Annotated in this window: 26 protein-coding genes; 5 read left to right on the top strand and 21 right to left on the bottom strand. The window is 40.5% G+C overall.

The genetic code is table 11. From position 1 onward, the window contains the following. The first annotated feature begins 73 nt into the window (after positions 1–73). The 3 genes from I585_RS05455 (at position 74) to I585_RS05465 (ending at position 1,668) form a co-directional block, all read left to right on the top strand. Positions 74–295, top strand: a complete 222-nt coding sequence (locus I585_RS05455; protein ID WP_010740040.1) for a DUF2829 domain-containing protein — start codon at positions 74–76, stop codon at positions 293–295. After that, positions 292–1,044: a 3-oxoacyl-ACP reductase gene (locus I585_RS05460; protein WP_010740041.1), complete on the top strand. Its 753-nt coding sequence runs from the start codon at positions 292–294 to the stop codon at positions 1,042–1,044. The genes I585_RS05455 and I585_RS05460 overlap by 4 nt, the downstream gene beginning before the upstream one ends. Before the next feature lie 117 nt (positions 1,045–1,161). After that, entirely contained in the window at positions 1,162–1,668 is a 507-nt protein-coding gene (locus tag I585_RS05465; protein WP_010740042.1) for a QueT transporter family protein, read from the top strand. A 28-nt stretch (positions 1,669–1,696) separates the two neighbouring features. On the opposite strand, the gene treC is transcribed toward I585_RS05465, so the two are convergent. After that, positions 1,697–3,319 (bottom strand): alpha,alpha-phosphotrehalase, encoded by a 1,623-nt coding sequence (gene treC, locus I585_RS05470; RefSeq protein WP_010740043.1) that lies wholly within the window; start codon positions 3,317–3,319, stop codon positions 1,697–1,699. Positions 3,320–3,334: 15 nt separating this feature from the next. Continuing rightward, positions 3,335–5,281, bottom strand: coding sequence for a PTS system trehalose-specific EIIBC component (treP, locus tag I585_RS05475; RefSeq protein ID WP_010740044.1), 1,947 nt, complete (start codon positions 5,279–5,281; stop codon positions 3,335–3,337). Positions 5,282–5,703: 422 nt separating this feature from the next. Here treP and treR point away from each other — a divergent pair, with 422 nt between their 5' ends. After that, positions 5,704–6,426, top strand: coding sequence for a trehalose operon repressor (gene treR / locus I585_RS05480; protein WP_010740045.1), 723 nt, complete (start codon positions 5,704–5,706; stop codon positions 6,424–6,426). Between the two features lie 55 nt (positions 6,427–6,481). On the opposite strand, the gene ccpA is transcribed toward treR, so the two are convergent. Next, positions 6,482–7,486 carry a catabolite control protein A gene (ccpA, locus tag I585_RS05485; RefSeq protein ID WP_010740046.1) on the bottom strand — a complete coding sequence of 335 codons (1,005 nt, stop codon included), beginning with the start codon at positions 7,484–7,486 and terminating at the stop codon, positions 6,482–6,484. 195 nt (positions 7,487–7,681) lie between these two features. On the opposite strand from ccpA, the gene I585_RS05490 reads away from it, so the two are divergent. After that, positions 7,682–8,782, top strand: coding sequence for a M24 family metallopeptidase (locus I585_RS05490; RefSeq protein ID WP_010740047.1), 1,101 nt, complete (start codon positions 7,682–7,684; stop codon positions 8,780–8,782). A gap of 43 nt (positions 8,783–8,825) precedes the next feature. Here the strand turns inward: I585_RS05490 and I585_RS05495 are convergent, their stop codons facing one another. The 18 genes from I585_RS05495 to I585_RS05580 all read right to left on the bottom strand — a co-directional run bounded on the left by I585_RS05495 (position 8,826) and on the right by I585_RS05580 (position 23,674). After that, a complete protein-coding gene (locus tag I585_RS05495) occupies positions 8,826–9,308 on the bottom strand; it encodes a helix-turn-helix domain-containing protein (protein ID WP_010740048.1) in 483 nt (160 codons plus the stop codon). Between the two features lie 108 nt (positions 9,309–9,416). Then, on the bottom strand, positions 9,417–9,983 hold the full coding sequence (locus tag I585_RS05500; protein WP_010740049.1) for a YtxH domain-containing protein: 567 nt from the start codon (positions 9,981–9,983) through the stop codon (positions 9,417–9,419). A gap of 2 nt (positions 9,984–9,985) precedes the next feature. Beyond that, positions 9,986–10,423 carry a DUF948 domain-containing protein gene (locus tag I585_RS05505; RefSeq protein WP_010740050.1) on the bottom strand — a complete coding sequence of 146 codons (438 nt, stop codon included), beginning with the start codon at positions 10,421–10,423 and terminating at the stop codon, positions 9,986–9,988. 112 nt (positions 10,424–10,535) lie between these two features. After that, complete coding sequence (locus I585_RS05510) at positions 10,536–11,102, bottom strand: TetR/AcrR family transcriptional regulator (RefSeq protein ID WP_010740051.1); 567 nt, start codon at positions 11,100–11,102, stop codon at positions 10,536–10,538. Positions 11,103–11,267: 165 nt separating this feature from the next. Then, positions 11,268–12,161, bottom strand: coding sequence for a UTP--glucose-1-phosphate uridylyltransferase GalU (galU, locus tag I585_RS05515; RefSeq protein ID WP_010740052.1), 894 nt, complete (start codon positions 12,159–12,161; stop codon positions 11,268–11,270). 19 nt (positions 12,162–12,180) lie between these two features. Then, complete coding sequence (locus I585_RS05520) at positions 12,181–13,200, bottom strand: NAD(P)H-dependent glycerol-3-phosphate dehydrogenase (protein WP_010740053.1); 1,020 nt, start codon at positions 13,198–13,200, stop codon at positions 12,181–12,183. A gap of 138 nt (positions 13,201–13,338) precedes the next feature. Then, a complete protein-coding gene (lgt, locus tag I585_RS05525; protein ID WP_010740054.1) occupies positions 13,339–14,169 on the bottom strand; it encodes a prolipoprotein diacylglyceryl transferase in 831 nt (276 codons plus the stop codon). 1 nt (position 14,170) lies between these two features. Beyond that, a complete protein-coding gene (gene hprK, locus I585_RS05530) occupies positions 14,171–15,106 on the bottom strand; it encodes an HPr(Ser) kinase/phosphatase (protein ID WP_010740055.1) in 936 nt (311 codons plus the stop codon). A 203-nt stretch (positions 15,107–15,309) separates the two neighbouring features. Continuing rightward, complete coding sequence (locus tag I585_RS05535; protein ID WP_010740056.1) at positions 15,310–15,672, bottom strand: phage holin family protein; 363 nt, start codon at positions 15,670–15,672, stop codon at positions 15,310–15,312. Next, positions 15,672–15,989: a PspC domain-containing protein gene (locus I585_RS05540; RefSeq protein WP_010740057.1), complete on the bottom strand. Its 318-nt coding sequence runs from the start codon at positions 15,987–15,989 to the stop codon at positions 15,672–15,674. The genes I585_RS05535 and I585_RS05540 overlap by 1 nt, the downstream gene beginning before the upstream one ends. A 25-nt stretch (positions 15,990–16,014) precedes the next feature. After that, a complete protein-coding gene (liaX, locus tag I585_RS05545) occupies positions 16,015–17,565 on the bottom strand; it encodes a daptomycin-sensing surface protein LiaX (protein WP_010740058.1) in 1,551 nt (516 codons plus the stop codon). Between the two features lie 181 nt (positions 17,566–17,746). Continuing rightward, complete coding sequence (gene phoU, locus I585_RS05550) at positions 17,747–18,424, bottom strand: phosphate signaling complex protein PhoU (RefSeq protein ID WP_010740059.1); 678 nt, start codon at positions 18,422–18,424, stop codon at positions 17,747–17,749. Positions 18,425–18,516: 92 nt separating this feature from the next. Then, on the bottom strand, positions 18,517–19,272 hold the full coding sequence (pstB, locus tag I585_RS05555) for a phosphate ABC transporter ATP-binding protein PstB (protein ID WP_010740060.1): 756 nt from the start codon (positions 19,270–19,272) through the stop codon (positions 18,517–18,519). 17 nt (positions 19,273–19,289) lie between these two features. Further along, entirely contained in the window at positions 19,290–20,090 is an 801-nt protein-coding gene (gene pstB, locus I585_RS05560; protein WP_010740061.1) for a phosphate ABC transporter ATP-binding protein PstB, read from the bottom strand. Positions 20,091–20,169: 79 nt separating this feature from the next. After that, a complete protein-coding gene (pstA, locus tag I585_RS05565; RefSeq protein WP_010740062.1) occupies positions 20,170–21,057 on the bottom strand; it encodes a phosphate ABC transporter permease PstA in 888 nt (295 codons plus the stop codon). Beyond that, positions 21,050–21,982: a phosphate ABC transporter permease subunit PstC gene (gene pstC / locus I585_RS05570; protein WP_010740063.1), complete on the bottom strand. Its 933-nt coding sequence runs from the start codon at positions 21,980–21,982 to the stop codon at positions 21,050–21,052. The genes pstA and pstC overlap by 8 nt, the downstream gene beginning before the upstream one ends. 455 nt (positions 21,983–22,437) lie before the next feature. Continuing rightward, positions 22,438–22,830, bottom strand: a complete 393-nt coding sequence (locus tag I585_RS05575; RefSeq protein WP_010740064.1) for a VOC family protein — start codon at positions 22,828–22,830, stop codon at positions 22,438–22,440. Between the two features lie 67 nt (positions 22,831–22,897). Further along, entirely contained in the window at positions 22,898–23,674 is a 777-nt protein-coding gene (locus I585_RS05580) for a helix-turn-helix domain-containing protein (RefSeq protein WP_010740065.1), read from the bottom strand. Positions 23,675–23,920 lie beyond the last annotated feature (246 nt).

Here is a 23,920-nt window from a genome sequence, read left to right on the forward strand (position 1 = left end):
TGCTGCTTGTAGCGGCACATGCTTTTTGGTATTCTACCAACAGAAAATCATTTTTTGAACGGAGGAAAAATAAATGACATTTGAAGAAATCTTACCTGAATTAAAAAAAGGGGCAAAAATTATCCGTGAAGGCTGGGGCGGTTTTGAATTATATGTGACGCTAGTTGAAGGCGAAGTGTTTGACGGTTCACCAGTGACGCCCTACTTTTTAATCAAGACAGCGGACGAAGGCTTCTCAAGTTTTGCCCCAACTGTTTGCGATATCTTGGCAGAAGACTGGAAAATCGTCGAATGATGACCGTTGATTTTTCGGGCAAGATTGTTTTCATTACTGGAGCTGCTTCAGGTATCGGTGCGGCTCAAGTACAGGCTTTTCTAACAGCAGGTGCACGTGTTTTTGCTTTCGATCAGCAGGAACAAAATCTACTAGAAATAGAAAAAGATTTTCCTAAACATTTTGCTTTTTTCATCGGCGATGTTCGAGAGAAAACGCAACTACAGGAAGCTATCCAAAACTGCCATGAAACTTTTGGCACGGTAAACATTTTGCTGAATACTGCTGGAGTCTTGGATGATTATTTAGCGTTGGCGGAAACAGACGAAGACTTATGGGAACGGATTTTAACTACCAACATACAAGGGATGTTCCTCCTGACAAAGCTGTTGCTGCCCGAATTATTGAACAATCAAGGGACCGTTATCAATATGGCCTCTATCGCGGGACTTGTGGCGGGCGGCGGCGGTATTGCTTATACTACGAGCAAGCATGCGATTGTTGGGTTTACTAAGCAATTAGCGCTGGATTACGCTGCTAAAGGTCTTCATGTCAATGCCCTCGCACCCGGCGCAATCAATACTCCTATGAATCAAGCGGACTTTGCCGGAGATGGTCAGATGGCCAAATGGGTAGCTGAGGAAACCCCAGTTAAACGTTGGGCGAAGCCTGAAGAAGTGGCTTACGCAACATTGTTTTTAGCCAGCGATGAATCCCGCTATATGCAAGGCAATATCCTGCCTATCGATGGCGGCTGGCTTTTAAAATAGCTTGCATTTTTTACGAAAACAACTAAGATAAATAATAGCGAGATTTCGCACTGCGGCACTTCAATCCTTTGGTCGCAGTTATTAACGAGACTTGGTCTTGTAAAGGAGAATGATAAAATGCACCTTGAAAAAAGTTCAACACAACGTTGGACAACCACCGACACGGCAAAAATGGCCGTTGTGACGGGGCTCTATGTCGCTGTCACGATCGTATTATCCGCCGTAAGTTTCGGCGCGATCCAATTCCGCATCGCGGAAATGTTCAATTACTTGCCACTCTTCAACAAACGCTACACTGTCGCAGTAACTTTAGGTGTGGCGATTGCCAACCTAGCATCCCCGCTTGGAATCGTGGATGTGCTCTTCGGTAGTATCTCTACTTTGATCGTTTTATTGATCTGCCGAGCAGTTACCAAAAATATCATAAGCCTTAAGAAAAAGATGATCATTACCGCTTTGATTTTTGCCTTTTCGATGTTTACGGTCGCTGGGCAACTGACCTTTTTCTATCAAGCACCGTTTTTCTTCAATTGGCTGATCATTGGTTTAGGCGAACTGCTTTCTATGTCGCTGGGCGGTGGACTGATCTATTTGATAAATAGACGCATTGATTTAAAAAAATGAAAAACGTGAGCAAATTGCTCACGCTTTTTTAGCGATAAATCGCGATGGATTGATACGGTTTTAGTGTAATTTCCCTCTGAATCGTTTCCGTACCATAATTATCGATCAGAACTTTTCCTGATACAAACTCTTCCGGTATCTCGATCGTCGATTCTTGCGGGAAAAAGTTATTGAGTACCAGCAGCGACTCCTCTTTACGGCGGCGAATGTAGCCATAAATCTGTGGATGATCAGGTAGAAAGGCTTCATAACTTCCTTCAGCAATTACCGGATATTCCTTTCTCAACTTGATCAATTCCTGATAGTAGCTAAATATCGACCCTTCCTGTAGTTCCTTTGCTACGTTGATCTCGTCGGCAGATTTTCCTAGTGCTAACCACGGCGCAACCTGTGAAAAACCATTGTAATCCCCACTGTCCCATTGTATTGGTGTTCGAGAATTGTCACGAGACTTGGCCTTGACGATTTCGAAGGCCTCTTGCTCGGACTTGCCTTCTGTCAATAGTTCTTGATACGCGTTTAGACTTTCCACGTCAACGTATTGTTCCATCGAATCAAAATCGGGATCGATCATCCCGATCTCTTCCCCCATATAAATATACGGTGTTCCTCGATTCAAGTGGATCGCACCAGCCAGCATTTTAGCGCCTGCTACGCGATAGTTATCCACATCAACAAAACGATTCAATGCCCGCGGCTGATCATGGTTATTCCAGAAAAGTGCGTTCCAGCCACTTTCGGCACTCATCTGCGTTCCCCAAGTATGAAACAATTCTTTAAGTTTCGCAAAATCAAATGGCATCTGTGTCCATTTTTTTCCATCTTTGTAGTCCACTTTCAGGTGATGGAAATTGAAGGTCATATCCAATTCCTCACGGTCGGGTTTCGTGTATAAGATACATTCCTCAACTGTTGTAAAACTCATTTCACCAACTGTGATCATCTCGGATTCTTTTCCGAACGTCGCTTGATTCATCATGCGAAGATAGTCATGATTGATCGGACGATCGGTGTAAGCTGGCTTGCCGTCATTTTCAGCACAATCGTTTAAGAACTCATCTTTACCAATCAAATTGATCACATCAAAGCGGAAGCCTTTCACTCCTTTGTCTGTCCAAAAGCGGACAACTTCAAATAATTCTTCCCGCACTTCTGGATTGCGCCAGTTTAGATCCGCCTGTGTTTTGTCAAACAGATGCAAGTAATATTTTCCGGTATCGCCAAATGGTGCCCATGCATTTCCACCAAATTTGGACACCCAATCCGTCGGCTCATCTCGCAAAATAAAGTAGTCCTGATATTTTTTATCTCCAGCCAATGCCTTTTGGAACCATTCATGTTCCGTTGAAACATGATTAAAAACCATGTCCAGCATTACTTCGATATTGTGTTTCTTTGCAGTTGCCATTAAGGCTTCAAAATCAGTCATTGTCCCAAACATTGGATTGATCGCCGTATAATCTGCGACATCATAGCCATTATCATTTTGCGGACTCGGATAGATTGGACTTAACCAAATCATATCAACCCCTAATCGTTTCAAGTAGGGTAATTTTTGTTGAATTCCTAATAGATCTCCTACACCGTCTTGATTTGTATCTAAAAATGATTTGGGATAAATCTGATAGATTACTTTCTCTTTAAAACTCATTTTGTCCTCCAGCTTCTACAATTCTGTTGCGATTAAGATTTTTTCATTGCTTGTGACAGCTGCTTCCTCAATCAGTGGATCAACTTGGAAGTCTATCGAGTTTGTCACAATAATGGGGGTTTGTACTTCGTAACCGGCCGCTTTGATTGCTTCAACATCGAACTCCATCAATAGCTGCCCTTTTTTCACACTGTCCCCTTGCTTCACATGGCTAGTAAAATATTTTCCATCTAGCTGAACCGTGTCGATTCCAATATGAATCAATACTTCTGTTCCTTCGGTGCTCACTAAGCCGATGGCATGTTTTGTTGGGAATAATAAGCTGATTTGCCCGTCGAATGGAGCAATAAGTTTTCCTTCACTTGGATCGATCACGACGCCTTGCCCCATCATCCCTTCTGCAAAAACTGGATCTTTCGCACTGCTCAAAGGATGCAGCATACCAGCGATCGGCGCAAATAATTCAACAACCGAACCGGCTTTTTTTGGTGTTTCGCTGCCTAAAGTTGGAACATTTTCTTCTTCGACGCGGTCGATTTTATTAAACAAACCGATTCGACGGAAAGTTAGGGTCAAAAGGAATGGAACGGCAACTGCAATTACCATACCGATAGCAAAGATCAAATAGTCTTGCGGACGAATCGCTAAAATCCCTGGTAAGCCGCCGACCCCAATCGACAGTGCCCGAACTTTGAACAAGGTAACGAATAACCCTGCGATCCCGCTGCCGATCATAGCCGCGATAAAGGGATACGTATATTTCAAGTTGATCCCAAACATCGCCGGTTCCGTAACACCCAACCAAGCAGAAATAACTGATGGAATTGAAACCTGTTCCTCTTTTTTATTGCCGCGATGAGCGAACACAACAGCTAAAACAGCCGCCCCTTGAGCAATATTTGATAAACAGATCATCGGCCATAAATTAGTTGAACCAAAATCGGCAATCAATTGCGAATCAATCGCCAAGGTCGTATGATGCAGACCGGTGATGACCAGAGGCGAGTATAATGCTCCGAAGATACCGCCGAACAACCAGCTAAAGCTAGAAGTTAAGCCAGCATTCACAACGGCTGAAATGGCAGTTCCGATTTTCCATCCGATTGGCCCTAAAATAATATGTGCCGCTAAAATCGTTGGAAGCAATGAGAAAAATGGAACGAAAATCATTGAGACCGCTTCTGGAATATGTTTTCGGAAGAAACGTTCTAAATAAACGAGTAAGAACCCTGCCAGCATTGCTGGAATAACTTGCGCTTGGTAACCGATTTTGTCAACGGTGAAGAAGCCGAAATCCCATGTCCAATTCTTTGCAATTTCTGCAGCTGTTGTACCGTTCACGGCATAAGCATTTAACAATTGCGGTGAAACTAGGGTGATCCCTAGGACAATTCCAAGGATTTCTGTAGCTCCCATTTTTCTGGCAATACTCCATGTGATCCCTACTGGCAAGAAATGGAAGATCGCTTCACCCGGCAGCCATAAAAAGCCATTGACACCGCTCCAAAAGGTTGAAGCTTCTACAATCGTTTGACCATTCAGCCAGCCCATTGGTACGGCTTCCAAAATATTTCGAAATCCTAAAATCAAACCGCCGACAATAATTGCTGGTAATAATGGCGTGAAAATTTCTGCTAAAACAGTAATGGCGCGTTGAACTGGATTTTGATTTTGTTTGGCAGCAGATTTCGCTGCTTCTTTTGAAACTCCTTCAATTCCTGAAACGGCTGCGAATTCATTGTAGAATACTGCTACATCATTTCCGATAATTACTTGAAACTGACCTGCATTCGTAAACATCCCTTTGACGCTAGGAATATCTTCGATTCGTTCCTCATCTGCCTTCTTTGGATCGTTTAATACAAAACGCATCCGAGTGGCACAATGAGTAACCGCGGAAATATTTTTCTTGCCGCCAATGGCCGCCAGCAGGTCCTTCGTATCCTTTTCATATTTTCCCATCTTTTTTCCCTCCGAATAATTTAACTTGTATGGATAAGTTCAGCTGATACATTTACTATAAGTGCTTTGAAGATATTTGTAAATCGCTTACATTTGTGGGATGTCGCCTTTTATTAGAACTCTCTAATTTTAATAAAGGATAACAAGTTTTATTAACTAAATATTGGTCTTTCAGTTCCAAACAAGTTGGCAACTAACCCAACAAGTTTGAGTAAAAATAAGAATTTACTCATTTTATTTTTCAACAATCATTAGAAAGCGTTTTACTTTTGAATTCGCTATTTGTATAATGAAAATACATATACGGACAAGTTGCGAAACTTTTCAATGAAACATGAATCACCCATTGGATTGGATTGGATTGGATTGTTTTGTTTTGTTTTGTTTCGTTTCGCTGCGCTGCAACTTGAAAGGAGGATTCGATGAAAAATTATGAGGTAATCTATCAAGCAATTGAACGTGGGATTTTAAAGGGTGTTTATGAGGCAGGTTCTTATTTGCCTAGTGAGAATAAACTTCGGCAAACGTATCACGTATCGCGGGACACGATTCGCAAATCGCTTTCCCTTCTGATGGCCAATGGCTACATTCAAAAAATTCAGGGCAAAGGTTCCCTTGTCTTGAAGCGTGAGCAATTGCGTTTTCCAGTTTCTGGCTTGACCAGCTATAAGGAGCTGCAAAATTCTTATGGGTATGAAAGCAGCACTGATGTTGTCAGCTTGAAAAAAATCGTCATTGATGAAAAGGCTGCACAGGTGACTGGTTTTGAGGTCGGGGAGATTTGTTGGGATTTGATTCGAACTCGTGCCATTGATCAGAAGAAAGTGATCTTAGATAAGGATCTACTCTTAACGACGATTGTTCCGGAGCTAGATACTGAGATTGCAAAGGACTCGATTTATCGCTATTTTGAGAATCAATTGGCATTGAATATCGCCTTTGCTGAAAAAGAAATCACGATCGATGCTCTGACTGAGGAGGATCGTGAGCTTCTGGATCTAAATCAACATGATATCAACATTGTCTCTGTAAAAAGCCGTGTTTTCACCAGTGATGCTAGGCAATTTCAATACACTGAAAGTCGCCATCAAGTTGATAAGTTTCGTTTCTTTGATTTTGCACGGCGGCATCCTTCGACGATGTAGTCTTCCTTCAGATAAAAAGAAAGGCTGCGCCGAAATCGGCACAGCCTTTTCACTATTATTGTTTTGTTGAACCTTTTTCGAAGATGCCGTGTGGCAATTCGATCGTTTTTTGTTCGATCTCTTCTTTGTTCATCATTTTCGTTAATAGACGCATAGCGACAGCACCGATATCATACAATGGTTGTGTCACGCTGCTTAGACGTGGACGAGCCACTTCTGTTAGCAATGAATCATTGCTTGTAATGATTTCGAAGTCTTCAGGGACTTTCATGCCTTTGTCGATCAAACCATCTAATAAACCGATAGCCAATTCATCATCGGTCACATAAGCAGCTGTTGCACCACTGTTTAAGATACGATCAGTCAAAGCCAATCCTTCTTTGAAGTTATAAGGTGCTTCAAAGATTAAGCCTTCGTTGTAATCCAAACCATTTTCAGCCAATGCTTCTTTGTAACCGCCCATACGAGCTTGTCCGTTGATTGCATCGATTAACGCACCGCTGATGAATGCAATTTTCTTATTGCCGTGTTTTGCTAATAAGTCGATTGATTCTTTTGTTGCTGCTTTGTAGTCGATGTTTACACTGCCGACTTGTTCGTCTGGATCAATTGAACCAGCTAAAACGATTGGTGTTTTTGAACGAGAAAATTCAGCACGGATTTCATCTGTAATGCGATGTCCCATGAAAATCACACCATCAACTTGTTTCGCTAATAGGTTATTCAGCACGTTGACTTCTTTTTGTGCCTCGCCGTCAGAGTTGGCTAAGATAATATTGTATTTGTACATCGTTGCGATGTCGTCGATCCCGCGTGCTAATGAAGCAAAAAACATATTGCTGACATCAGGGATAATCACACCAACTGTTGTTGTTTTCTTACTTGCTAGTCCTCGTGCGACTGCATTGGGACGATAATCTAAACGCTCAATAACTTCTAACACCTTTTTACGTGTTGTTGGTTTTACATTTGGGTTGCCGTTGACCACACGAGAAACGGTTGCCATTGAAACGTTTGCTTCGCGGGCAACATCATAAATCGTAATTGTTTGCTTTTCCATGGATATGCTCCTTTTATATTGTTTTCAGAAAATATCATTTACATTTCTAAAAGATAATAGCACGTTGTTTCATCGATTGCAACCGTTTTACACATTTTTCCTTATTTTTTTGTAAGCGTTTTATCAGAATCATTTTTCAATAAATTTTATTAGTGTTACAATCAATATAACGCTAATAGAAAGAAGGATGCTTTAATGAACCAAGAAAAAGTTTTAGAATTACGCAAATGGATGGAAAAAAACGATGTGGATTTGGCGTATGTCTCTGATGCAAGTCACATTGGTTACTTCTCCGGCTTTGACAGTAACCCAATGGAACGTGTATTGGCGCTTTTCATTCCACTTGAAAAAGACCCATTTCTTTTTGCACCAGGCTTAGAAGTTGAAGATGCAAAAGCCAGCAGTTTTGAGTACGATGTGGTGGGCTATTTAGATAGTCAAGATCCTTTTGCTTTGATCGTAGACGAAATCAAAAAACGCTATGGTTCTCCTAAAAAAATCGCGTTAGAAAAAAATCAATTGGTTTTGGATCGTTACCTTCGTTTGAGCCAAGCTTTCCCATCAGCTGATTTTTCGACCGACTTAACTCCACTAGTTCAAGAATTGCAATTATATAAAACAGAAGAAGAATGCCAACGTTTGATCGAAGCTGGCTCAACAGCTGATTTAGCTTTCGAGATTGGTTTTAGACATGTGAAACCAGGTGTCTCTGAAGAAGAAATCGTGGCTGAGATTGAATATGAATTGAAGAAAAAAGGCATTAAACAAATGTCATTCCCAACCGAAGTATTAGCTGGACCAAATGCTGCCAGCCCTCACGGTACTCCTGGTAAAAATACCTGTAAAGAAAATGAACTGGTTTTATTCGACCTTGGTACAATCGTCAATGGTTATTGCAGTGATGCTACTCGAACTGTGGCGTGTGGGAAACCGACAGATCACCAAAAAGACATCTACAATATCGTGCTAGATGCTCATATGGCTGCTTTAAACGCTGTAAAACCGGGTGTTACCTGCGGACAGCTAGATAAGCTGGCACGTGATGTTATTGAAAGCCATGGCTACGGTGAATACTTTAACCATCGTCTAGGTCACGGAATCGGCACAACGATTCATGAATTCCCGCAAATTGTTGGCGGCAATGATTTAGAGGTCAAAGAAGGCATGTGCTTCTCAATCGAACCAGGAATTTATTTGCCAAATGATGTTGGTGTTCGGATTGAAGACTGTCTATTCGTAACGAAAGACGGCTGCATCCCATTCACCAAAACTTCAAAAGAATTAACTATCTTATAATAGAAGAAAAAAGAAACACCATCCGAAAAATGGTGTTTCTTTTTTAGTTATCCTGCAACATTTTCTGATCATTGAAAAAATAGTAGCTCGTGACCAGATAAGCCAATAGAATCACTGCTAAAAAGAAATAAAAGACATGATCCTTAAGTGAATGCAGATACCACAAAACGAAGACCAAAACAGCGGGAATCAAAATGAATCGATTCCATGGCCGCTCCCAATACCTCCTGATCATCACCCACAGAAAACGCAACGGTAAAAATAGAATCCCAAACAACAACAAACCTGCGAACCACTGAATTTTTTTCATAACATCTGCCTCCTCAGCTTTTTGTGAAGAAGACCCTTCCGTTAATTGAACAGCCAAAATCCTTTCTAGACTACTTCGAGAAATCGGATCTGGTTCACTTTTTCCTAACTCCCATTTTGAAATAGTTTGTCTCGTCACGTAGATTTGATCTGCCAATTGCTGTTGAGTCATCTTCACTTCTTCTCTTCTTGAGCGAATTTGTTTTCCAATTTCCATCTTCGTCTCCCCTTAATGATTGATTACTATGACTCAAGATTACAGCAATAGCAGGCGTTGCGCACGCAATGGTAAAAAAATAGCCCTCAAAAGTGAGGGCTGCATCATTTATTCTGGATTATTTTTTTCGACTTCTTCCTTTAGTTCTTCTTTGACTTCGGAGAAATCGGGTTTTTCTTTATTTAACTCTTTCGTTTTATCAGCTAAAGCTTCAGCACCTTCAGAAACGGTTTCTTTCGCATCCTCTTTGGCCACTTTCGCATCGATCACGATATCTTCTGAAGCATCCTCAGCGACATCTTTCGTATCGCTGGCTGCTTTACGAAAACGGTCAGACAAATCAGAGCTTTGACGTTTCAAATCTTCCAAAGTATCCGACGTAATGTCATCCATATCGTCCATTGAATCATTTACTTTGTCCTTCACATTTGAAGCCAGATCACTTGCTTGATCACTTAAATCAGAGGCGCGATCTTTTACAATCGATCCCATCTCGCTGGTCTTTGCAACAAAATCATCTGTATAATCAGACGCTAAGTCTAACCAATCATCTGTTTTCTTTGCTAAGTCTTCACGCAATTCTTTTCCTGATTTTGGTGCTAATAATAAAGCAACGACTGCTGCAGCCGTTCCGCCGATCAAAGCACCTGCTAAAAATTTTCCGCGTTTTGCCATTCTTACCCCTCCGTTTTCGTTGTTGTTTTGCGATCTCTAAAGAATCTCATCGTCGTAGCACCAACTTTTCCTGCAACACTAGCTTTCGCTGCATTCTTACTGACACCACCGACTTTTCCCGCCAAATTTCGGCTTGTGGTATTCAAATCAGAGACACTCTGACTCAAATCAGCCACCGCTGTAAACAATGGATCAATTGTTTCAACTTTCCCATTAATATCATTCAACAAGTGATTGCCTTTAACCAGCAATCCTTCGACCTGCTGCATGAGTAAATCTACGTCCTTAGTAAGAACATCAATCGTCGTATTCGCCTCGGTCACTGTCGTTTCAACTTTTTCAACCGTTTTTGAAACTTGACTCAAGACACGCACTAAAAAGATAACCAAAACAACAAATGCTAGTGCCGCAATAATTGCTGCGATTCCACCTAAACTCATTCAATCGCTCCTCTCATTTTTCACTCATTATGCTAACTTAAATTATACCATTCTCATGGAAATTAATGAAAGAGAAAGAATTATAATTAAATCTAATAGAAAAGTACCTCAATTAAATTTCTTGAGGTACTTTCCTGAAGTTTTGACGAATGCCATTGTAAATGATTTCTAGATCACTGATTAAATCTGTTTCATCGAAATTCTGCTCAGTAAAACGATCAGCATGTCCACGAAAATAATTCGTCATCACACGTTCAACTTGAATAATTTCTTTATCAGTTAGTTCACAGTCTATGAAGATACGATCAAATGCAGCTCTTAAAAAAACAGAGATGTTTTTTTCATAAGAGCGTATGTACTCTTTTTCATAAAAAACAGTATAAAAGGCATTTTTATTTTTTGCGTAGGCTGTCCATGTTTTTCCTAACTCTAGAAAAGCGCAAAGATTGGCTCTGCCTAAGATAGCATCCACCAGTTGCTCGCGAAACTCCTCCATTGCCTTTCTGACTACCGCTTGCCGTAATTCTGTCACGCTCCCTGTATGCGTATACAACGAAGGAGATTTGACCTCTAGGCGATCAGCGATCTTATTGAGTCTTAGTCCGCTGATACCAGACTCAGAGACCAAGGCCATCGCACATTCGATGACTATTTCTCTATTTAATCGGGAAGTTTTCATTCAGTCTCCTTTTTTAATTCGTTATTTTCAAAAAACATTATATAACAAAATAACCAATTTTTTCTATTAATTATTATGATGATTTACATTTGAAAAACCAATGATTTAATAAATTAAAATAACTAACAATATAAAAAGCGCAGAATCAAATCTGCGCTTAGTTAATTATTTTTTTACTTTATTTTGACCACTTAACTCTTTTCCTAAAGCAATGATATAGTCATGCAATTTATCTTTGATCTCAGGATGTTTCAATCCATACTCGATACTCGTTGTCATAAAGCCGAATTTATCACCCACATCGTAGCGTTTGCCTGTAAACTCTTGTGCAAATACGCGTTGTGTCCGATTCAAAGTGTCAATCGCATCCGTTAATTGGATCTCATTGCCTGCCCCTGGTTTTTGTGTCGCTAATACATCAAAAATTTCAGGTGTCAGTAAGTAACGGCCAATAATCGCTAAATTACTTGGTGCTTCTTCAGGTTTTGGTTTTTCGACAAAGTTCTTCACATTGAACAAGCCTTTAGATACTTCTTCACCTGGATTGATGATGCCGTATTTTGATGTTTCCTTTTCAGGAACACGCATAACGGCGATCGTTGATGCATGCGTTTGTTCGTAATCGTTCATCAATTGTTTAGTCAACGGAACACGGTCTTCCATCAGATCATCACCCAACATCACGACAAATGGTTCGTTGCCAACAAAGGCACGTGCTTGCAAGACAGCATGCCCCAAGCCCTTTGGATGTGATTGACGAATGAAATGCAGATTAACATCGGTCGTCTCTTCGACTAATTTCAATAAATCTGTTTTGCCTTTTTCTTGCAGATTCATTTCTAATTCAATATTTGAGTCGAAATGATCTTCGATTGGGCGTTTGGCTTTTCCGGTCACGATTAAAATATCTTCGATCCCAGATTTTAATGCTTCCTCAACGATGAATTGGATCGTTGGTTTGTCAACGATTGGCAACATTTCTTTGGCCATCGCTTTAGTAGCTGGTAGAAATCTTGTTCCCAAACCAGCGGCTGGAATAACTGCTTTTTTTACTCGCATGAATACTGTCCCACTCTTTCTATTCTAAAGTAAATTCATTTTCAAACGTACCTTCACGCATCATCAAATCGCGACAAGCCTGACGCACGTCTTTGTCATTGTATAAAACATCATAAATCGTTTCAGTAATCGGCATGCTGACATTCATACTGTCAGCTAATTCCTTAGCAGCTTTCGTCGTTGAAACACCTTCGACGATCATGCCCATATTATCTAAAACTTCATCTAGTTTGTGTCCTTTGCCTAATAAATTCCCTGCACGCCAGTTTCGTGAATGAACCGAAGTACATGTTACGATCAAGTCGCCGACACCGCTCAAACCAATAAAAGTCAATGGATTTGCGCCCATCTCTACACCTAGACGACTGATCTCCGCCAATCCACGAGTCATAATAGCCGCTTTAGCATCGTCTCCGTAAGAAAGTCCTGCCAAGGCACCCGCCCCTAGAGCAATGATATTTTTTAAAGCTGCACCCATTTCAACACCGATGACATCTGGGTTGGTGTAAATTCTAAGATATTCATTCATGAATAGTTTTTGCACATATTCGGCTAATTTTTGATCTTTACAAGCTGCTGTGATCGTAGTAATATCGTGAACTGCCACTTCTTCTGCGTGACTTGGTCCCGATAATACAACCACACCTTGACGATGTTCTTCAGGAATTTCTTCAATCAAAACTTCTGAGATTCGTTTGTGCGTATCTTGCTCTAATCCTTTACTTGCATGGATAATTACGGGTTTATTTTCAGCTACTTTAGCAAATTCCTGTGCTACGGAGCGAATCGCTTTTGTTGGAACTACGAACAAAACAGCATCCGCATCTTTTACAGCTTCTTTCAGATCCTTTTCCCCTTTAATACTGTCGGGAATTTTTAAATCCGGTAAGTAGTGGCGATTCGTGTGGTACGTGTTGATTTCATCAATTTGCGCCTCATGATTTCCCCAAATTCTTACTTCATGTCCATTTTCGGCCAAGACTTGAGCTAATGCTGTTCCCCAAGAACCTGGTCCTAAAACTGCAACTTTTTGCTTCACAGAGATTTCCTCCTAGTTCGTATTAAAGTACTTCTTTTCATCAATATACCAGTAAATAGTATGGCTGGTATCCTAACTCGTACTGCTATTTTTTTAATCTACTATATTATCATAGCATAGATAACTGATACCACGTTCTTATATTAAAGCCTGATTAGCACCCTTGTCACGTTCGTACAATTTGATATTTGTACTCTTTTTGCGACGATAATACAGTAGTGCGATTCCCCCGACAAAAAGAACGACTGACAATAATTGGGAGACTCGAATTCCGCCAAATGCATACAGACTGTCCGTCCGCATTCCTTCGATAAAGAAACGGCCGAAGCTGTACCAAGTCACGTAGCCTAAAAATAGCTCGCCACGTTTGAGCGATACGTTTTTTCTGATGAACAGAATCAAGATAAAACCTGCCAGGCTCCACATGGATTCATAGAAAAAGGTAGGTTGGCGAAAGGCGCCATCAATGTACATATTATTGATGATAAACTGCGGTAAATGGATGCTTTCCAAAAACTGCCTTGTCGTTTCACCGCCAAAAGCCTCATGATTCGTAAAATTACCCCAGCGGCCCATCGCTTGAGCCAGCATTACCCCTGGCGATACTACATCCAAAAATAACCATGGATCAATAAAATGGTGACGTGTATAGACGATCAAAACAAGTACCGCGGCGATCAATCCACCATAAATAGCTAATCCGCCGCTGCGTGTATTAAAAATCTGGATTGGATCGGCAAGATACATCGGCAGATCGAACAAGACATAATACAAACGAGCGCCTATAATCGCAATCGGCAATGCCCATAGAAGAAAGTTCGTCATATCATCTTCTTTTAAACCAACTCTCAATGCCTCACGGTTGGCGAGCCACAAAGCAATTGCTATTCCTGAAACAATAATGATCGCGTACCAATAAATTTGAAGACCAAACAATTCAAAGGCGGTGCGATTTATTTGTCCAACCATCTTATTGTCCTGAATTCTCTTCGATTAATTGGGTTAAACGATCTTCAAAGGTCTTCGTCGCATCGTAACCCATTGTACGAGCACGGAAATTCATTGCTGCTACTTCGATGATGATTGCGACATTTCGACCAGTTTTCACTGGAATCTTCACCTGCGGAATTTTTACTTCTGCAATCTCCACTTCGGTATTGCCGCTGCCTAAACGGTCGTATTTTTTATCTTTCGACCAGCTTTCTAAATAAACTACTAGCTGAACCGGCATCGATCCGCGAACAGCACTGGCGCCAAATAAGTTCATCACATCAATGATACCGATTCCGCGAATTTCGATTAAATGCTGCAAAATTCTAGGCGGTTCGCCGACTAATGTCAATTCGTCTTGTTGATAAACATCGACACGATCATCTGCGATTAAACGATGTCCACGTTTGACTAGTTCCAGCGCAGTTTCACTCTTACCAATTCCGCTGTCACCTTGAATCAGTACTCCTAAACCATAAACGTCCACCAATACGCCGTGAACACTGGTCCTTAATGCTAATCCGCCATTTAGAAAACTTGAGATTTCGCCTAATAAACGCGAAGTCGAGATCGGTGAACTTAATACTGGAATATTGCGTTCACTAGCTGCTTCGATCATTTCCTTTGGCGGCGTTAAGCCACGAGAAACGATAAAAGCCGGAGTATCATCGCTGCACATACGACGTAAAACCATCAAGCGTTCTTCTGGCATCATACGCTCCGCGAAGGTAATTTCTTTATTTCCAAAAAGTTGTAAACGATCATGTGAATAATAATTAAAATAACCGGTCAATTCCAAACCTGGACGAGAAATATCGCCGGTGGTAATGACCCGCTCAAGACTTTCTTCATCGCCAGTTACTACTTCCAATGAAAGTTTATTAACTAGTTCTTTTACTTTTACTGTTTCAGCCATATAATCCCTCTTTTCTACACTTCCGCTCTATTTTATCATTTTATCATTGGAGTGACTAGGTTCAGATAACCTTCTCAGATAAGAATCAAAAAGCCTTCATAAAAAGTTAATGAAACCGCATAAAAAAATATTTAATTTGGTCTTGCCAGTTACTAATTTATCGGTTGAACCAGAAAAATTGTCAAAAAAAAACGGATAGGTGATTACCTATCCGCATATTTGTCGATATTATGATCTGAAACGATCGCATTGACAATCGCCATGACGATCGCCACCAAGATTGAGATGGCAAAGCTGGAAAAGCCAAAACGATAATTTCCTAATAAGTTGGAAGTCAATTGCAACATACCAGCGCTGATCACAAAGCTAAAGAGCCCCAAGGTCAAAATGTTCAACGGAAGTGAAAGCAGAATCAGAATCGGTTTCACTAATGTATTCAAAATTGACAGGACAAAGCTTGCAGCAATAGCCATCGTCAAACTCTCCACATAAACTTGGTTGGGAAAGAGCACCGATAGTGAAATGAAAATCAGTGAGTTAGCTATTAAGCGCTGTAGGTAAGTCATTAAAAGTCGCTCCAGTCATCATCGTCGATTTTATCCGCTTTCTTACGTTGGCGGGACGTTTTTTTCTCGTAGTTGTTGTAATCATTGTTTCCATAGTATGGATTGTTGTGTCCATAAGAATCCCGGCCTTTTTGACCCGCAGGAATCACTAATGCTAACAAGACATATAGTACAACCGGTGCGCCGATTAAGCCGAAACTTAAGAAAACATAAATCACACGCACGATTGTCGGATCGATCCCGAAGTATTCGGCGATCCCGGCTAAGGTACCTGTCAGTACCACATTAGTTCGTGACTTTTGTAATCTCTTTTGCATATGAATCTTCCTTCCTTATTATTTCCTAATTGTCGAAATCTTTCAAGAAAATGCTGCCTGTTGTTGTAGATACATCGATTTTTGCCATTTTATCGGCTACACGACGGAATTGCAACAAGCGATTTGTTTTTTCTTTCTTTTCTCTGATTACTTCATAGTTTGACAGGCGGTCATTGATGCTGCCTAAGCTTGTTTTAGCTAGACCTTCCAAACCAATATTTTTGCCTAAAGAAACTTTGACGTTTCCGTTAACTGAGCTTGCTTTAATTTTTTGTAAGCTGTCATGTCCAGCCGTTAACTTCACATCACCGTTTACTAATGAGATGCCATAATTTTGAACGGCCGCTTTAGAAGTAATATTGCCGTTAACCGTTTCGATGATTGAATCTAAAATCGCGCCTTCGCGGATTTCAATGTTGCCGTTGACGCCTTGGATTTCAAGCATTGTAGCGTCGATCTGTTTGAAGCTGATGTTACCGTTCGTTGATTTAGCATAAACGTCTTTGGCATCCATCTCTTCAACATTCAAATCACCATTTAACAATTTAACTGCTACGTGATCGTAAGTGCGTTTCGGCAAATAGAATACTAACTCCGCTTGAACCCGTTTGTTTGGTATTTGGAATGAGATGTGTTCATCATTCACTTCGATTTGACTGCGTTCCATTAATGATTGTAATGGAGTTGCTTCGTTCATTTTACCATAAAGTTTGATTTTCGCATCTACTTTGATAGCTGCATCGTCCCAAGCCTTTAAGGTTACTTTACCATTTGCCAACTTGATGTCGATCAAGGTTGGTTCAACATCAGTGTATAAGAATTGATGTTCAAATTTCGAAGTTACAAGACCAGGAACTTTTACGTTGAAGTCTTTCCAATCAACATTTTCTTCCACTGTGTCAGAAACTGTTTTCCAAGTCTTCTTCATCAAGCGTCCTAATTGAACACCGGCTTCTCCTAGCTTTTCACCAACTTGTGAGAATGTTTCGCTTGCTTGATCTTTTAAATCATCTGGAATATCAAAGCGTGCACGATTGCGTTCTTTACGCGTTTCGTTTTGGTTGTCCTGCACGTTCTTCAATTCTTCTTCTTTTTCTTCAGCTTCTTCTTCTAACTCAGCGATTTTTTCTTTAAGATTATCAATCGCCTCTTCCACAGCTTCACGAATGTCATCGTCTTCTTCAGATAATGTATCCAACTCTTCTTTCGTGTCTAACTCCATCAAAACTTCTTCTTTTTCATGAAGTGCCGCTTTCAGCTCTTTTTTCTTTTGATTGATTTCATCAATATGAGCAGAAATTTGGTTGGCTTCGGTGGCTAAGTCATCAAAATAAGCTTCAAGTTCTTCCAAGTCCTGTTCTTCAGAACGATCTGCTTCTTCTGTGTCTTTTCCTTTTTCCCATTCATCAACTAAATTGGTTGCTTGGTCGCGGTGGTAAGAATCCACTTTATCAGCAGCTTGTTTGATCTGCGCTTCATCTTTCGCCTTGGCCATAGTTTCTAGTAAATCCAAACCTTCTTCAGTTGATAAAATACCTTTTTTAACTAATTCCATAATTCGTTGTCTTTCATTCATAGAAATTGCCTCCTTCAAAAAGCAAATACCTTACTTTTGTTTACATTCATATTATGCAATGTTTTTGAGCATTTGTCATAGGACTAAAGACCCATCTTTTTATCCGACTTCTTAAAGAATGTGTTTCTTCCTATTAATATGTAGAAAAAACCAGCTAGAATTATCTAGCTGGCAGATTGTCTTAAAATGTTTCGTTGCGATTGCTGTTAAGCTCAGTGATTTTTCCTGTCGCTAAGTAAACGATCCATTCACAAATATTCGTTACATAATCACCCACGCGTTCCAAGTAGCCTGCAACGTGCAGATAATCGGTTCCGCTAATGATCGTATCGGATTCTTTTTCCATAGTATTCGTGGTCATGTCATATATTTTTTGGAAATAGTCGTTCACTCGTTCATCCATTAATGCAATCATTCGAGCGTCTTTTTCGTCAGTCTTAACATAAGCGATCAAAACATTGTCCACCATTTTTTTTACGTAGTTGGACATTTCATTGATTTCTTTTTCGACTTCTAAAATCCGCGGCAGACCTTTTAAGCGAATGGTCGATTTGGCAACAGAGACCGCATGGTCCCCCATTCGTTCCAAGTCAGAGCTGGCTTTCATAATCGTAATGATCGTCCGCAAGTCTGTAGTGACGGGTTGCTGTAAAGCGATCATTTCAAAACTTTTTTTCTCCAAGCGGACTTCCATGTCATTGATCTCAACATCATGGTCGATAACCTCTTGTGCTAATTTTTTATCATGATCAATATATGAACGGACCGATTTGTGCACGGCACTTGAGACCATCATACCCATTTCATAAAACTGATTGTGAAGATTCAGCAAATCTTCTTCAAATTGTGTACGTAACATCGTTGCCCTCCTTTTCATAATCACGAATCAACTTTTCCATGAAAAATTAATTCTATTCGAGTCATAGACTATCTCTACTAGTTTCTTGCAAGCTAACCAAATTTTCCTGAGATGTAATCCTCTGTTTCTTGTTTTGCTGGATCTAAGAAAATCTTCTTCGTCTTGTCGAACTCGATCAATTCTCCTTGCAGGAAGAACGCCGTACGGTCAGAAATCCGCGATGCTTGTGACATATTGTGCGTCACAATGATGATCGTGTAATTTTCTTTCAGCTCTAACAACATGTTTTCGATCTTCCCCGTGGATACAGGGTCCAGTGCACTTGTTGGTTCATCCATTAGAATAACTTCTGGATTGACTGCTAAAACGCGAGCGATACAAACCCGCTGTTGTTGCCCGCCAGATAAGGATAATGCACTCTCATGCAATTTATCTTTGACGTCATTCCAAACCGAAGCAGCTTTCAAACTTTCTTCCACCACTTGATCAAGCCTGCTTTTGTCTTTTTCACCCTTTAATTTTAACCCATAAATGACGTTCTCGTAAATCGAAAATGGAAAAGGATTTGGCTGTTGAAAAACCATCCCGATTTCTTTTCGTAATTCCACCGTATCTGTCTTAGGGCTGTAAATATCTTTGTCCTTATACATCACACTGCCGGTGATCGTCACACCTGGAATCAAATCATTCATTCGATTCAATGAGCGCAAGTAAGTCGATTTTCCGCAGCCTGAAGGTCCGATCATCGCGGTGATCTCACCTTTTTCAATATCCATATCAATGCCTTTTAAGGCTTCCTTTTTACCATAATACAAATGAAGGTCTTTGGAAGTAATAATCTTCGACATTCAATTTCCTCCGTCTCTTAACCAAAGTGTCCTGATACATAATCTTCGGTAGCCTGAATTTTCGGCCGTGTGAAGATTTTCGGTGTTTCATCGTACTCGATAACATGTCCTAAATAGAAGAAAGCCGTATAATCACTGATCCGGGCTGCCTGCTGCATATTGTGAGTCACAATGATGATCGTATAGTTTTCTTTCAATTGAATCAGTGTTTCTTCGACCGTTCCTGTTGAGATCGGGTCCAAGGCGCTGGCTGGTTCATCTAGTAATAAGATATCTGGCTTCATCGCAATTGCTCGCGCAATGCATAAACGCTGCTGCTGTCCACCAGATAGGGCCAAAGCACTTTTGTCTAAGTTGTCTTTGACCTGATCCCACAGCGCCGCTTGTTTCAAACTGGTCTCAACTGCTTCTTCCAGTTGCTTTTTATCACGCATTCCGTGTTGTTTTAGTGCAAATGTGATATTTTCGCGAATCGATTTACTGAAAGGATTTGGTCGTTGAAACACCATTCCGATCCGTTTGCGCATTTCATAGACATCAATGTTTGATGCATTGACATCTACATCTTTGTATATGATTTTCCCAGTTACACTGGCACTGGCAATCCCGTCGTTCATCCGGTTCAGAGACCGCAAATAGGTCGATTTCCCACAGCCTGAAGGGCCGATTAACGCGGTAATTTTATTTTTTTCAAATTCCAGATCGACACCTTTTATGGCTTCATTGTCTCCATAATAGACATGCAGATCTTCCGTATGCAACGCAATTTCGCCAGGCATCCTGATGAGGTTGCGTTCCTCCCAATTGTATTCTTTCATCAACGTTCTCCTTGTTCGTACTGAGGAAATTTAGTTACAAATCATTCACTTTTCTTTTCGCACAATTAAACTATTCTTCTTATGCTGAAGTCATTTTTCTATGCAGTCGTTTACCGATCGCCCGTGCGCCAAAATTAAATAGCAAGACTGCTAAAATTAAGACTGCCGAAGCTCCCGCGGAAACAGCGTTGCCGTCTGGCATCGTGCCTTCAGTATTGATTTTCCAAATGTGCACGGCTAACGTTTCAGCTTGACGGAAAATACTTAATGGACTTGAAACGCTCAATGGATTGAAATTTGTAAAATCCAAAGCCGGCGCACTTTGTCCAGCTGTATAAATCAATGCCGCCGCTTCACCGAAAATCCGGCCCGAACTCAAAATGACTCCGGTTAAAATTCCTGGCAAGGCGTCTGGAACAACAATTTTCGTAACAGTTTCCCAACGTGACAAGCCTAGAGCTAATCCCGCCTCACGTTGTGTGTAATGAATCGCTCTTAACGACTCTTCAATGTTTCTTGTCAGCAAGGGCAAATTGAACAAGGTCAATGCCAAAGCCCCTGAAAGAATCGAGAAGCCATATCCAAACTGGATAACGAAGATCAAGAAGCCGAACAAACCAACAACCACTGAAGGCAGTGAGCTTAAAATTTCGATCGATGTCCGAATAACATTGGTCACCCAATTTTTCTTCGCATATTCAGATAGATAAATCCCAGCTCCCAACGAAATTGGTAAACTGATGATCATCGTGATCAGTAACAAGTAGATCGAATTGAATAATTGAATCCCGATCCCGCCACCCTTTTGGTAAGCTTTTGATGGAGAGGTCAAGAATTCCCAAGAAACATGCGGCAAGCCGCGGATTAAAATATATAGTAAAAGAAAGGCCAGGATCGCAACGATCACAGCAGAGACAGTATACAAAATGACTGTCGCGATTTTATCTGCGCGTTTGGCTTTATCCATTCGTTATATCCCCTTTCTTTCCAATGTAGCGGATTAAAATATTGAAAACTAAAGACATGAATAATAGGATCAAGGCTAATGACCACAGGACATTGTTTTCTACTGTTCCCATGATCGTATTCCCAATTCCCATCGTTAAAATCGAAGTTAAGGTTGATGCTGGTGTTGTTAGACCCGCCGGCATCAAAGCGGCGTTCCCGATCACCATTTGGATCGCTAGAGCTTCACCAAAGGCCCGAGCCATTCCGAATACGACAGCGGTCAGAATTCCCGGGATCGCTGCCCGCAATACAACTTTGTAAATCGTTTGCCAACGCGTTCCTCCCAAAGCCAGTGAAGCTTCGCGGTAATGACGTGGCACTGATTTTAATGTATCGACCGTCATCGTAGTCACCGTTGGTAAAATCATGACGAACAAGACGAAGGTTCCCGATAAGATCCCAAAACCCGTTCCGCCAAAAATGGACCGGATGAAGGGTACGATCACTGTTAAACCGATAAAACCATATACAACAGAAGGAATACCTACTAATAATTCAATGACCGGCTGTAAAAATTTTTGTCCCTTAGTCGGCGAGATTTCTGTCATAAAGACCGCCGCACCGATTGCGAAAGGAGTCGCTACAATTGCGGATAAAAATGTCACCATAAATGAACCTAGAATCATTGGCAAAGCACCCACTAAAGGCTTGCCATCTGGTCCTGTCGCACTAGGATTCCAGACTGTGCCAAATAAAAAGTCGAATACATTAATCTTATCTACAAAAAAGGTCGATAACCCTTTACTTGCTACAAAATAGAAAATCGCTCCAACCACAAACACGATCAATGCGATACAAACAAAACTGATAAAGCGTCCTCGCTGTTCAATCCTTGCACGCTTTGATTTCGTCGTGAGCGCTTTTTTTACATCTTCATTTTCCAAGGCCTACTCCTCCTGATTCCTTCAAACTAATCCACTCGGTTTTACAAACCGACAAAATCATTTTACCTGTTGAAAATCAATTTCCTTTTAACCTCCTGTAACGCTTCCATGACAATTGTAAAGAAAGTGTAAACTAAATCGGAGGCTATTCGCAACTGAACTGCTTGCTAGCCGGCTCAGAATAGGCAGAATTTTTTTGAATAAAAATATAATGACACCATTTTGTAAATCTTCTGATGTTGGAAAGAAAACTGGCAGCTAGTTTATTTTACAGTAATCATTTTTCTCTGAAGAAAAATGAGTTTTATTTTCACCACGCATACCATTTTACTAACCTGCTAAAACAGGAAGGAAAACTGGCAAAAAAAACAGCATCCGCGGATGCTGTTTCTCTGTTTATTTAGTCCTGCCAGTCCCACCAGTTTTGTTTTTTTGGTGGGAGATTGCCATCGTGATCAGTCCTCTTTATATTCAGTGAACGTTAGTACATAACCATCAGGATCTGTGATCGCAAATTCTTTCGCGCCATAAAAAGTTGCATGAGGTTCAGTATAGATTGGATACTTGGTTTTGGCATTTGCATAAAATTCCTCGAAATTATCAATCGTAATATATAGCGTAATCGAAGGTTGGATTTTCTCCGTCGTCAGAATCGGGTATTCTTCGCTCAAATTACTTTGTTCTTGCAGCATCAAGCTTAATGATTCTTTAGCCAGAATCGCAAATTGCAACGTTTGATCTTTAGCTGGAACCGAAGCGACTACCTCTAATCCAAGAACTTCCTGATAAAACTCCACAGATGCATCTACACTTGCCACCATTAAATTCGTCGTTATATTTTTGTACATATTAACCGCCTCCTTATTTATACTCTTATTCTAGCAAGCAGAAAAAGAAACTTATTGTAAAAATGCGTCAATTTTTGTACCGCGCGACTAAATCTAAGGGTGTGATGCCTAGATGATGTTTAAAATCTCGATTGAAATGAGGCTGATCATAATAATTCGTCACCGCCAAAATATCCGCGGGCTTGGCCTGTTCAGAAGTCAATATTTGCAGACATTTCTGAAACCGCAAAATACTCAGTACCATCTTGGGAGTGAGACCAAAATTTTTTGAAAATAATCGCTGGCATTGCCGCGGACTAAAGTGAAGCAATTCATACAAGTCTTCCGTAGTCTGAGGAATCGTTTCAGACATTCGCGGGAAAAGATGCGTAAATTCATTCGGATGCTTCTCAGCAAATTTCCTGACCAAATAGGTTTGAAATTTTTCTTGTGCTTCAGGAAAACTCAGCGAAAAGAACTCATCATGATCCAAGTCAGCAAAAATATCGGAAAGCAATAGAAATTCATCCATTACCTCATTGGCAGGTATCCCCGTTAATTGATGAAAAGCTCCCGGCATCATGCGGGCACCAAAAAAATGGGCAGGTGTCTGAATCTCATAATCGAAATCCGTTTGCTGATTTCCCGTAAAAAAAATCATTTTCTGATCATAGTCCACGATTAAATCAATGCAGCCATCTGCGATGATCACATTTTTAACTTGAGTCAGCTCGTTCATTTTTGAGGAGATCTCCCAAAAGCACAAAATAAAATCGCTGGACTCAGGAATAATCTTCTCCTGATAATTCATTACACGAGTAAATTCCTCGTTCAATAGAAAAGGCAGTTGAATTGGATAGTACATCTTATAGTGCCTCCTTGTTTTATCATCTCTGTGTTTATCATTTATCTAAGTTGATTGAATGAACAATTGATTAGCTCTCATGGTTTATTTAACTGCAAAAAAATCGGGACTGGCAGCTAGCTCATTGCTTTGGTAATCATTTTTTCAAAAAATAAAAAAATGAATTTATTTTCGTACACATACCATCCAACTAAACGGCTTGTACATTTTATTTTCAATAATTTATTTTATTGGCTCTCATAGTTT

Origin of the sequence: Enterococcus malodoratus ATCC 43197, assembly GCF_000407185.1 — a bacterium.
Lineage (GTDB): Bacteria > Bacillota > Bacilli > Lactobacillales > Enterococcaceae > Enterococcus_A > Enterococcus_A malodoratus.

Excerpts from the sequence above, each read along its gene's own strand:
- I585_RS05540 (WP_010740057.1), bottom strand. The coding sequence starts at position 15,989 with ATGCAAAAGAGATTACAAAAGTCACGAACTAATGTGGTACTGACAGGT.
- liaX (WP_010740058.1), bottom strand. The coding sequence starts at position 17,565 with ATGAATGAAAGACAACGAATTATGGAATTAGTTAAAAAAGGTATTTTA.
- I585_RS05465 (WP_010740042.1), top strand. The coding sequence starts at position 1,162 with ATGCACCTTGAAAAAAGTTCAACACAACGTTGGACAACCACCGACACG.
- treP (WP_010740044.1), bottom strand. The coding sequence starts at position 5,281 with ATGGGAAAATATGAAAAGGATACGAAGGACCTGCTGGCGGCCATTGGC.
- I585_RS05455 (WP_010740040.1), top strand. The coding sequence starts at position 74 with ATGACATTTGAAGAAATCTTACCTGAATTAAAAAAAGGGGCAAAAATT.
- lgt (WP_010740054.1), bottom strand. The coding sequence starts at position 14,169 with ATGGTTGGACAAATAAATCGCACCGCCTTTGAATTGTTTGGTCTTCAA.
- treC (WP_010740043.1), bottom strand. The coding sequence starts at position 3,319 with ATGAGTTTTAAAGAGAAAGTAATCTATCAGATTTATCCCAAATCATTT.
- I585_RS05490 (WP_010740047.1), top strand. The coding sequence starts at position 7,682 with ATGAACCAAGAAAAAGTTTTAGAATTACGCAAATGGATGGAAAAAAAC.
- pstB (WP_010740061.1), bottom strand. The coding sequence starts at position 20,090 with ATGAAAGAATACAATTGGGAGGAACGCAACCTCATCAGGATGCCTGGC.
- I585_RS05505 (WP_010740050.1), bottom strand. The coding sequence starts at position 10,423 with ATGAGTTTAGGTGGAATCGCAGCAATTATTGCGGCACTAGCATTTGTT.
- I585_RS05580 (WP_010740065.1), bottom strand. The coding sequence starts at position 23,674 with ATGTACTATCCAATTCAACTGCCTTTTCTATTGAACGAGGAATTTACT.
- I585_RS05460 (WP_010740041.1), top strand. The coding sequence starts at position 292 with ATGATGACCGTTGATTTTTCGGGCAAGATTGTTTTCATTACTGGAGCT.
- phoU (WP_010740059.1), bottom strand. The coding sequence starts at position 18,424 with ATGTTACGTACACAATTTGAAGAAGATTTGCTGAATCTTCACAATCAG.
- I585_RS05495 (WP_010740048.1), bottom strand. The coding sequence starts at position 9,308 with ATGGAAATTGGAAAACAAATTCGCTCAAGAAGAGAAGAAGTGAAGATG.
- I585_RS05500 (WP_010740049.1), bottom strand. The coding sequence starts at position 9,983 with ATGGCAAAACGCGGAAAATTTTTAGCAGGTGCTTTGATCGGCGGAACG.
- treR (WP_010740045.1), top strand. The coding sequence starts at position 5,704 with ATGAAAAATTATGAGGTAATCTATCAAGCAATTGAACGTGGGATTTTA.
- I585_RS05535 (WP_010740056.1), bottom strand. The coding sequence starts at position 15,672 with ATGACTTACCTACAGCGCTTAATAGCTAACTCACTGATTTTCATTTCA.
- I585_RS05575 (WP_010740064.1), bottom strand. The coding sequence starts at position 22,830 with ATGTACAAAAATATAACGACGAATTTAATGGTGGCAAGTGTAGATGCA.
- pstA (WP_010740062.1), bottom strand. The coding sequence starts at position 21,057 with ATGGATAAAGCCAAACGCGCAGATAAAATCGCGACAGTCATTTTGTAT.
- pstB (WP_010740060.1), bottom strand. The coding sequence starts at position 19,272 with ATGTCGAAGATTATTACTTCCAAAGACCTTCATTTGTATTATGGTAAA.
- galU (WP_010740052.1), bottom strand. The coding sequence starts at position 12,161 with ATGCGAGTAAAAAAAGCAGTTATTCCAGCCGCTGGTTTGGGAACAAGA.
- I585_RS05510 (WP_010740051.1), bottom strand. The coding sequence starts at position 11,102 with ATGAAAACTTCCCGATTAAATAGAGAAATAGTCATCGAATGTGCGATG.
- hprK (WP_010740055.1), bottom strand. The coding sequence starts at position 15,106 with ATGGCTGAAACAGTAAAAGTAAAAGAACTAGTTAATAAACTTTCATTG.
- ccpA (WP_010740046.1), bottom strand. The coding sequence starts at position 7,486 with ATGGAAAAGCAAACAATTACGATTTATGATGTTGCCCGCGAAGCAAAC.